Origin of the sequence: Brevibacterium picturae (assembly GCF_030453725.1) — a bacterium.
Lineage (GTDB): Bacteria > Actinomycetota > Actinomycetes > Actinomycetales > Brevibacteriaceae > Brevibacterium > Brevibacterium sandarakinum_A.
Window position 1 is genome coordinate 1 of record NZ_JAKDJU010000125.1, and the last position, 8,992, is coordinate 8,992.

General features: G+C 64.9%; 8 protein-coding genes. 3 read left to right on the plus strand and 5 right to left on the minus strand.

Annotation, left to right across the window (positions count from 1 at the left end; translation table 11 throughout):
- Positions 1 to 80: 80 nt before the first annotated feature.
- The gene (locus L0G76_RS11695; RefSeq protein WP_304357381.1) at positions 81 to 872 is read right to left on the minus strand and encodes a DUF5819 family protein; all 792 of its coding nucleotides are present in this window, start codon (positions 870 to 872) and stop codon (positions 81 to 83) included.
- A gap of 295 nt (positions 873 to 1,167) precedes the next feature.
- On the minus strand, positions 1,168 to 2,343 hold the full coding sequence (locus tag L0G76_RS11700) for a CaiB/BaiF CoA transferase family protein (protein WP_304357382.1): 1,176 nt from the start codon (positions 2,341 to 2,343) through the stop codon (positions 1,168 to 1,170).
- Positions 2,344 to 2,554: 211 nt separating this feature from the next.
- Between L0G76_RS11700 and L0G76_RS11705 the strand changes: the two genes are divergently transcribed.
- The gene (locus L0G76_RS11705; RefSeq protein ID WP_304357383.1) at positions 2,555 to 3,577 is read left to right on the plus strand and encodes an agmatine deiminase family protein; all 1,023 of its coding nucleotides are present in this window, start codon (positions 2,555 to 2,557) and stop codon (positions 3,575 to 3,577) included.
- 182 nt (positions 3,578 to 3,759) lie between these two features.
- Positions 3,760 to 4,131, plus strand: coding sequence for a YtxH domain-containing protein (locus L0G76_RS11710; RefSeq protein ID WP_304357384.1), 372 nt, complete (start codon positions 3,760 to 3,762; stop codon positions 4,129 to 4,131).
- Positions 4,132 to 4,230: 99 nt separating this feature from the next.
- Here L0G76_RS11710 and cls read toward each other — a convergent pair whose 3' ends face one another.
- The gene (cls, locus tag L0G76_RS11715; RefSeq protein WP_304357385.1) at positions 4,231 to 5,727 is read right to left on the minus strand and encodes a cardiolipin synthase; all 1,497 of its coding nucleotides are present in this window, start codon (positions 5,725 to 5,727) and stop codon (positions 4,231 to 4,233) included.
- Positions 5,728 to 5,962: 235 nt separating this feature from the next.
- Here cls and L0G76_RS11720 point away from each other — a divergent pair, with 235 nt between their 5' ends.
- Complete coding sequence (locus tag L0G76_RS11720) at positions 5,963 to 6,661, plus strand: NUDIX hydrolase (protein WP_304357386.1); 699 nt, start codon at positions 5,963 to 5,965, stop codon at positions 6,659 to 6,661.
- A gap of 32 nt (positions 6,662 to 6,693) precedes the next feature.
- Here the strand turns inward: L0G76_RS11720 and L0G76_RS11725 are convergent, their stop codons facing one another.
- The gene (locus L0G76_RS11725) at positions 6,694 to 7,575 is read right to left on the minus strand and encodes an enoyl-CoA hydratase-related protein (protein WP_304357387.1); all 882 of its coding nucleotides are present in this window, start codon (positions 7,573 to 7,575) and stop codon (positions 6,694 to 6,696) included.
- A 32-nt stretch (positions 7,576 to 7,607) separates the two neighbouring features.
- Complete coding sequence (locus L0G76_RS11730; RefSeq protein WP_304357388.1) at positions 7,608 to 8,870, minus strand: MFS transporter; 1,263 nt, start codon at positions 8,868 to 8,870, stop codon at positions 7,608 to 7,610.
- Between the last annotated feature and the right edge of the window lie 122 nt (positions 8,871 to 8,992).

Below are 8,992 nucleotides of genomic sequence, written 5' to 3' on the forward strand. Positions count from 1 at the left end.
CGTTCTGCGCAGCCCCCGCGTTCTGCGCGGACTTCGAGCCGTGGGTGCTGTTCTCGGCGCCCTTGACTCGGGTGTTCTTGTCACTGCTCATCGGCGCACCTCACTTCATCGGAGGCACAGAAGTACTTCGCGAATTCCTCCTGGGACTGGTGCGGTTCGGTCACCAGTGCGCGCCACCCGACCGGTACGGGTTGGATGTTCGGTCGTTCGGCATTGTCGTCGTTGCGCTGCGCGAACGGCACGACGTTCTGGCGGGCGGCCTGGTACTGAACGCGCTGGACGTCCTCACCCCAGATCGCTTGGGCCACCTGCGTGGCATAGGCCGTGGCCAAGTGCTCGCTTTCCAGGTACTCGTCGACGGTCCCGTCGGGATCGTCGTACTCTTCCAGCTTCGACGTGAGCCGGTCGACGGAGTCATCGCCCTTGAAGTAGTCGAGTTTGACGATCGCCTTCTGATCGTTGGGCAGATCCTCCCACGACCCCTTGATGTCTGAGGCGACCCCGACGCCCAGGCCGGCCGACCGGGGTGGGAAGAGCCTGTAGGTCGAATGGTCGAGTTCGACATCGGTTGCACGAACCCACTCGGTGACCTTCTCTCCGCCGTCGGCAGTCTTCACGACCGCACGAACGTCGAAGTAGTAGTCGCCGTTGATCGGTTCGGGAGCGAACACGCTCCACGACTGACCCCACAGCGGAATCATGTACTCGGAGAGAAGGTTCCCCGGCATCACCTGCCGCATCGTCGATGACGGTGCGATCCACAAAAAGCTTGCGAACAGGTGAAACGCCGTCAGCAGCATGGCAACAACCATCAGCACGCGTTTGACGGCGGGCCGACCGGCGGCCTTCGTCTCAGTCTTGTCTGTGTCCATCTCAGTCCTGGAATCTGGTGCGCCACTTTGCGAAATCCGCCTTGACCAGAAGTGGACTGCTCAGGATTTCCCCAGTGACTAGGGTGCTTTCATACAGACTCTAGGGTACGTCAGTGATTCCGGAGTTTCAGCCCGAGCAACCGCAGTCTTTCGCGAACCCACCCTGCCAGAGTCTGTGTGCAGAAGTCCATCAGATCTTCTGCGGGAGCCAGACCCGCATGCCTCGGTGCCTGACCCGGGCATGACGCGGACGTGACTGCGAAGTGACCAACCGCGCCACCATGCGGATTCCGCCTCACAGTCGGCTGCGCAGCCAGTCCTTGACCGCCTCGGTGCTGTCTCCCAACTTCGGCGGCGCGAGATCGTAGCTGGCCGGAGTCTCGGACAGACGGATCGGATTGGCCACCGTCGGGATCACACGATCCCCGGCCCCCGCCTCGGCGACGGGCGCGAGACCCAGCGATGTCGCCAGGTCGAGGCCCTGGGCGATCGTGTTGATCGGGGCACACGGCAGACCGGCCGCGGACAGGATGTCGAACCATTCCTGGTTCGTCTTCTGACTCAATGCCGCGATGAGTTCGGGTTCGAGTTCGGCCCGGTTCTCGTTGCGGTCGGAGAAGTTCGCGAAGCGTTCATCCTCGGCCCACTCGGGGTGGCCCAGCACTGCGGCCAGCGACCGGAACTGGTTGTCGTTGCCGACGGCGATGATGATCTGCCCCTCGGCCGTGGGCATCGGCTGGTAGGGGTACAGGCTCGGGTGGGCGTTGCCCATGGCCTGCGGGACGACGCCGCCGGCCACATACGCCGAGGTCTGGTTCGCCAGCCCCGACAGTGCCGAGGACAGCAGGTTCGTCTCCACCAGCTGTCCTTCGCCGGTGTCCTTGCGGTGGGCCAGTGCGGCGAGGATTCCGACCGTGGTGTGCAGGCCGGTGAACACGTCGACGACCGCCACTCCTGCCTTCACCGGGCCCGACTCCTGCGATCCGGTGACGCTCATGAAGCCGGACAGCCCCTGGATGAGCAGGTCGTAGCCGGGCTGCGGGTTGTCGCGGCCGAATCCGGTCACCGAGGCGTAGATGATGCCCGGGTTCTCGGCCTTGACGGTGTCGTAGTCGAGCCCGTACTTCGTCAGCCCACCGGCCTTGAAGTTCTCCACCAGAACGTCGGACCGCCTGGCCAGCTCCTGCGCCAGGCCCAGGTCCTCATCGTCTTTGAAGTCGAGGACCACGGAGTGCTTGTTCCGGTTCGCCGTGAGGAAGTACGTCGCATCATCGCCTCGCCGAGGCGGCGCCCAGTGCCGTGTATCGTCACCGGTCCTGCCCTCGACCTTGATCACCGTGGCACCGAGATCGGCCAGCATCATCGTCGCGTAGGGACCGGCCAGGACACGGGAGAAATCGGCGACGACCACACCCGCCAACGGACCGGTGCCCGACCGAGAGAAGAGTTCCTGCAGATCCTGCTGTTCCACGTGCTGCCTCCCATGGCGAGTACGAACCCGGATATCCGGGCTTCCTGTCATTCACGCCAGACTATACGGAGACCGAGAGCTCACTTCTCAATGAGGCATCTCGCCGCCGGGCAGGTGCGGAATCCGTTGCCCTCCGTCAGTCGATCCTCGCTAGACTCAAGGACAAGCCAACGCTTCCTCTGACTCGAAGGGATGAACGATGACGTTTCACATGCCCGCGGAAACTGCCGCCCATGACCGCATCTGGATGGCGTTCCCATCCTCCGGATACGCCTTGGGCGACACCGAAGCTGAGGCAGAGGCGGCCCGCCGCACCTGGGCCGCCGTGGCACGTGCCACCAGCGAGTTCACGCCGGTGACCGTCGTCGTCTCACCGTCGCAGACAGACAGCGCCCGCCGCCACCTCGGCGAGGGGATCAAGCATCCGATCACCGTCGTCAACGCCGAACTCGACGACGCGTGGATGCGTGACATCGGTCCGAGCTTCGTCGTCGACGACAACCGAAAACTGCATGCGGTGGACTGGGTCTTCAACGGCTGGGGTGCCCAGGAATGGGCGAGATGGGATCACGATCAGCACATCGGCCGCTTTGTCGCGAACCAGGCAGGCGTCCCGATCCTGGACTCCCAGCTGCGCAACGAGGGCGGCGGCTTCCACGTCGACGGACGGGGCACCGTGCTGGCCACACGCAGTGTGCAGTTGGATCCGGGCCGCAACACCGATCTGACCGAAGCCGATGTGGAAGCCGAATTCGCCCGCACCATCGGGGCGAAGAAGGTCATCTGGCTCGACCACGGCCTCTACCGCGACAATCAGACCTTCGGCACGCGCGGCCACGTCGACATCGTCGCGGCCATGCCCAGCCCCGGCGTCGTCCTCATCCACGATCAGCGCAATCCCGAACACCCTGACTTCGAATTCTCTCAGCAGCTCAAGACCCGCTTCACCGCTGAGACCACCGCGGACGGTCAGCACTTCGAGATCGTGGCGATCCCCGCCCCCGAGGTGCTGCGCGATGACGAGGACTGGGTCGACTATTCCTACGTCAACCACCTCGTCACCAATGACGGGGTCATCGCCTGCACCTTCGACGATCCGATGGACGCCGAGGCCGTCGCGGTCCTGGAGAAGGTCTACCCGGGGCGCACGGTCGTCGGCGTCGACGCCCGCGAACTCTATGCCCGCGGCGGTGGAATCCACTGCATCACCCAGCAGCAGCCCACGGTCAGCTGAACGCAGAAGCACTGTACCTTTTCCACAAACCTGAGACGATATCCTTTCACTGTGGAACCATCGGCAGTATAAGGTGGTGAACCAGGGCACAGCGCCGATGCGCACGACCGTCGACCATCGTCGGTCGTCGCACTCGACAGTGTCGCATGCAGTCACGGCACGCTGAGAAGGAGAGCAGGAAGATGAAGAAGCGATTGATTCTCCTGGCTGGTCTGGGAGTCGGTTACGTACTCGGATCACGCACCGGACGTCAGAGCTACGAAAAGCTCAAGGCCCAGGCACAGGATCTCTGGACCGACCCGCGAGTGCAGGACACCGTTGAGAAGGCCAACCAGTCGATCCGCGACAAGTCCCCGGCCGTCGCCGATGCCGTCCAGACGGCAGCCGACAAGGTCAACGCCGCAACCGGAAACGGCGCAGCCGGCGCTGGAGCAGGCACGGGTGCAGCGGGCAGCAGGCCCGCAGGAACCCCGCCGGTCAAGGACGATGTCATCGCCGATCCCGAACGCGACCTCGACGACGAGGGCCCTGCCGGCCTCTCCGAGGACACCTGACCTGCAGTCTCAGGCAACAGCCGACAACGCTCCCGCACGCTGCTCCAGTGTGCGGGAGCGTTGTCGTTGCCGGCCGAATCCCGCGCGCCGTCGAGCTCTCTAGAGCAGTGAGCTCGTGAGCCTGGCGACGTTCTCCACATACTTGTGCAGCAGCGGCCGGTCGCTCCACTCGTCGGCGTCGAGCTCGACCGAGTTCGGCGCATACCTCTGCGCTTCGAGCTCGTACATCCGCGTGGTGAACTCCTTGTCGACGATGAACATGGTGACCTCCATGTTCATCGCGAACGACCGCTCATCCATGTTCGAGGATCCGATGATCGAGACCTCGTCGTCGATCATGAGGAACTTCGAATGCAGCACGGTCGGGGCGTGATAGAGGAAGATCCGGACTCCGGCTCGCACGAGATCGGCGTAATAGGACTGCTGTGCCCGCTGGGTGACCCAATGGTCGCTCGTCGCTCCCACATACAGGCGCACGTCGACTCCGGACCGGGCCTCGGTCGTGAGCGCGTGCATCAGTGATTCGTCGGGCACGAAGTACGGTGAGCAGACGACGACGCTGCGGTTCGCGTTGTAGATGAGATGGTTGAACAGACGCAGGTTGTTCTCGTCTTCGAACCCGGGCCCCGACGGAACCACCTGCGCCTGGATGCCGCCGTTCTGCGGTGCCCGCAGCTCTCCCTGTGAGGGTTCGTCGAAGAGCTCACCCGTCTCCGAATACCAGTCCGTGACGAACACCGCATCGAGTTCGTCGACGACCGGCCCGGTGCATCTCAACGACAGATCCATCCACTGGAAGCCCTTCCGCCGGTTGCGCCGCTTGTTGTACGACCGGTCGATGATGTTCTGCGAGCCGGTGAAGGCGACCTCGGCGTCGACGACGAGGATCTTCCGGTGGTTGCGCAGGTCGGGTCGCTGATACTCGCCCTTCCAGGGCCGGATCGGCAGGGCCCGTCGCCAGGCCACACCCGAAGAATCGAGCCTCTTGACCAGCTCCGAGTACCCCGGATACCCCAATGAGCCCAGGTGGTCGATGAGGATCCGCACCTCCACCCCACGCTCGTGCGCGGCCAGCAGCGATTCGAAGAGCCGCCTCGTCGTGTCATCGATCGCGACGATGTAGAACTCGAAGTGGACGAAGCTCGTGGCCGCGTCGATCCGATCGGCCATCGCCTCCATGCAGGCGTGATTGTCGGTGTGGAGTTCGAAGGCATTGCCGTGTGTCATCGGCAGTGCGCCCAGATCGTAGTTCAGCTGCGCTGCCGTGTTCAGCGGTTCGGGCATGTGGGCGGAATCGCCGATGATCGCCTGGTCATCGGTCTGATCACGGAAGATGTCGTTGACGAGCATCTGCTTGCTCCGACGACGCTTCGGCAGCTTCGCGGATCCGAGCAGCAGGAACGCAAGAATCCCGACATAGGGGATAAGGAAGATCGCGAGCAGCCACCCGAGCGCGACCGACGGTCTGCGGTTGTGCGGAATCCAACCCAGCGCGACGATGCGGATGATCATGTCGACTGCCAGGAGTGTGAATATCAGCCAGTTGGGCCACGCCTGGTCGATCGTGAAGAAGGGGTAGATCTCCAATCCTCTCATTTCCGCGCCCTACCGGTCTGCGGGCTGTCGGTGCCCGGTGCCGCTCGCCGACTCTCATGACGCAGCACTCAAGACGGCTTGAGGAATTCGCCGTCGTTCCTCTCTGCTGCCCATCGTATCCTGCCGCGTGAATCCTCCGATTCCTGCCGCTGCGGCCCACCCCGCTTCTGCCTGGCCCGCCGCTGCGGGGCATACTGGGAGGTGACGACCAGACCGAGAAGCGAAGGTGCTGACAGTGATTCGAGATATCTCCCCCGAGGGATCCGACCGTTCGGACCTCGCCGACTCCTCCAGCCGCGGCCCGGATGTGCCCGAACCGAGCGCCGTGCCGATCAGGCCCGCCGTCAGCGTGCTCATGATCCGCGACGGCAGCAGCGGACTCGAAGTCTTCGTCCAGCACCGAGTCTCGACGATGGACTTCGCCGCCGGCGTCGTCGTCTTCCCCGGCGGTCGCGTCGACCCCATCGATGAGCAGACCGCGGCATCCATCAATGTCCCCGACCCGCAGACCCACCAGGCAGCGTGGAAGGACTCCACCATCGCCGAGGCGGCCGATGGGTGGCGCGTCCTGCTGGCCACCGCCGTGCGTGAGGTCGAAGAGGAAACCGGGGCAGTGCTCGACCCGGCCGGCCTGAAACCGTGGGCGAATTGGGTGACCCCGGCGGGGCGGCCGAAGCGCTTCGACACCTACTTCTATGTGCTCTCAGCCGGCGACCTGGAGTCTGCGCATCACCAGACCACGGAGGCTCATACGAGCGAGTGGATGTCGGTGGGTGAGATCCTCACCGCTGAAACCGAGGAGCGGCTCAAGCTCATGCGCCCGACCTTGGTCCTGCTGCGTGAACTCGCCGCGTTCAAGACCGTCGCCGAGGTGGTCGGATTCGACCGGACCATCGACCCGGTCCGCCCGGAGTTCCCCGGCAAACACGGCTGAGTCCCCACCGGCCACGGTCGGATCGCTTGGCGTCAGCCCTTCGACTTCTGGGCCATGCGAGCCAAACGCTCTGCCACGACCTGGCGCTGCTCGTCCGTGCCGATGAGTGAGGCCAACGCCTCCTGTTCGGCATCGAGGCCCGTGGCCAGATCGGCCTCGTAGGAGAGGTCGACGAGTTTCTTCGCCCAGACGAGTGCCGAGCGTGATTTCCCGGCGATATCGGCCGCCAGTTCGAGCGCTCGCTCCACCGGGTCATCGGCCACCTCTTCGACGAGACCGCTCCGCAGAGCCTCATCGGCTCCGATGGCCTCACCTGTGGCGATGAGCTTCTTCGCCGTTCCGGGCCCGACCAGGCGGGGCAGGAGCTGAGTCCCGCACATGTCCGGGATGATTCCCCATTTGATCTCCATCAGCGAGAGCCGAGCATCCAGGCCTGCGATGCGGATGTCAGCGCCCAGCGCGATCTGCATCCCGCCGCCGAGGGCCGGTCCTCTGATACCGGCGATGACGGGCACCTCGATCAGTGACCACACATGCACGGCCTTCTGCGCCAGAGCCCGAGCGGACCCCAGACGCTCACCGACGTCGTCGGCGCTGCCGGTCGCTGACGATGACCCCGCACCCACCTCGGCGGTGGTCGGGGTCTCGGCATCCGCCTCGGCGGTGGTCGCTGTCCCCTCGTCGGCAAGCCGGGCCATTTCGGTGAAATCCAGGCCGGCGCTGAAGGCCCGCCCGCGGCCGGAGAGGACGACGGCCCTGACCTCGGTCGATTCCTTGAGGGCGAGGCCGACCTCGACGAGGTCTTCGAACACCTCTCGCGTGAGGGAATTGAGCTTCTCGGCGCGGTCGATCTCCACATGGGCGACGCCTCGGTCGATCGCATAGGTGACGTTCGAATGTGTCGCCTGGGGCATGATGTCCTCCGGTCCTTGAGCTGAACAATTGATCAGTTGCGTTTCCTGAACCCTATCGAAGCTCCGGTCAGGGTCAAGATGAGAACGGCGAACAGAGCGGTCATGCACATGACGACGACGCCCGGCCACGCGTAGTCGGTGAACAGGACCGCCGACAGCCAGGCGCCCAGGCTGGTGCCCAGGTAGTAGACGGTGAGGTAGATGGCCGCCGAGCGAGTGGAGTCGACTCCCGGCCGTGAGGCGCTGGCGGCCGCGGACGCGCCCGTGTGGCCGAGGAAGAACCCGGCGGTGAGCAGGGACATGCCGATGATGACCACGGTCAGGGAGTCGACGAGGGTGAGTCCGGCGCCGGCGAGCGCCGTGACCATCCCGAGCAGCGTCAGCCAGGTGCGCGAGTACTTCGTCGCCAGGCGCCCGTAGTACGTGGTGACGACGGTGCCGACGAGGTAGATGAGGAAGAACAGCGCGACCGCACCTTCGCTCAGGTGCCAGGGATCGTGCTGCAGTCGGGTGCCGAGCATCGTGAAGGATCCCCCGAAGACGATCATGCAGAGGAAGCCGGTGAGGTAGATCCGCCACAGCCCCGAGCCCAGCGGAATGATCGCTCGCCGAGGTGGCTGTGCGGTGTCCGCTGTCGCCGAGTCTCCCTGTCCGGTGGTCGAAGCGTCCCGGGCAGTGGCCACGCCATCGCGTGCGGCGAGTGCTCGTGAGGTGGTGAACAGATCATGGCGGAGCAGCCAAACGACGATGAGTCCGAAGGCCAGGGAGACTGCTGCGGTGAAGGCCAGGCCGCCGTGCCAGCCGAGGACCTCCGCGGCCAGACCGGTGAGGAGCCGGGAGGAGAGCCCGCCGATCGTGTTGCCGGCGATGTAGACGCCGATCGCACCGGGCAGTGCCGCCGCCGGCAGCCGCAGCGACAGATAGGCCATCGCGGTGGCCGGCACCGCAGCGATCGCCACACCCTGGAGGAACCTCACGGCGATGAGCAGTTCGGGACTCGGCATGAAGGGCAGGATGAGAGCGAGGAGCGCGGCCAGGACCACACCTCCGGCTATCTGCCTGGCGTGGCCGATGCGCGGTGCGAGCAGGGAGAACGGGATGAGGAAGACGGCCATGGCCACATTCGTGGCGGAGACGGTCAGGCTCGCGGTGGGGGCGTCGATGCCATAGGCTCCGCGGATCGCGGGCAGGAGTCCCTGCGTCTCATAGAGGACGAGGAAGACCGAGACTCCGGCGAGGAACACAGCAATGACGGTGCGCCGAGTACTCGTCGCGCTCGGCCCAGCAGTACTCATGGCCCCACGCTATGCCGACATTGGGGAAAACCCCAATGCGCTCACGTTCACGAGTTTCCTAGGCTGTACTCAGGTCCCCACCTGACCCCCGTCCCCAGCCCCTCCGTGACTCGCCATTCGAA

What these genes read in the sequence shown, in the direction of transcription:
- L0G76_RS11730 (WP_304357388.1), bottom strand. Translation starts at nt 8,870, where the DNA reads ATGAGTACTGCTGGGCCGAGCGCGACGAGTACTCGGCGCACCGTCATT.
- cls (WP_304357385.1), bottom strand. Translation starts at nt 5,727, where the DNA reads ATGAGAGGATTGGAGATCTACCCCTTCTTCACGATCGACCAGGCGTGG.
- L0G76_RS11705 (WP_304357383.1), top strand. Translation starts at nt 2,555, where the DNA reads ATGCCCGCGGAAACTGCCGCCCATGACCGCATCTGGATGGCGTTCCCA.
- L0G76_RS11725 (WP_304357387.1), bottom strand. Translation starts at nt 7,575, where the DNA reads ATGCCCCAGGCGACACATTCGAACGTCACCTATGCGATCGACCGAGGC.
- L0G76_RS11695 (WP_304357381.1), bottom strand. Translation starts at nt 872, where the DNA reads ATGGACACAGACAAGACTGAGACGAAGGCCGCCGGTCGGCCCGCCGTC.
- L0G76_RS11710 (WP_304357384.1), top strand. Translation starts at nt 3,760, where the DNA reads ATGAAGAAGCGATTGATTCTCCTGGCTGGTCTGGGAGTCGGTTACGTA.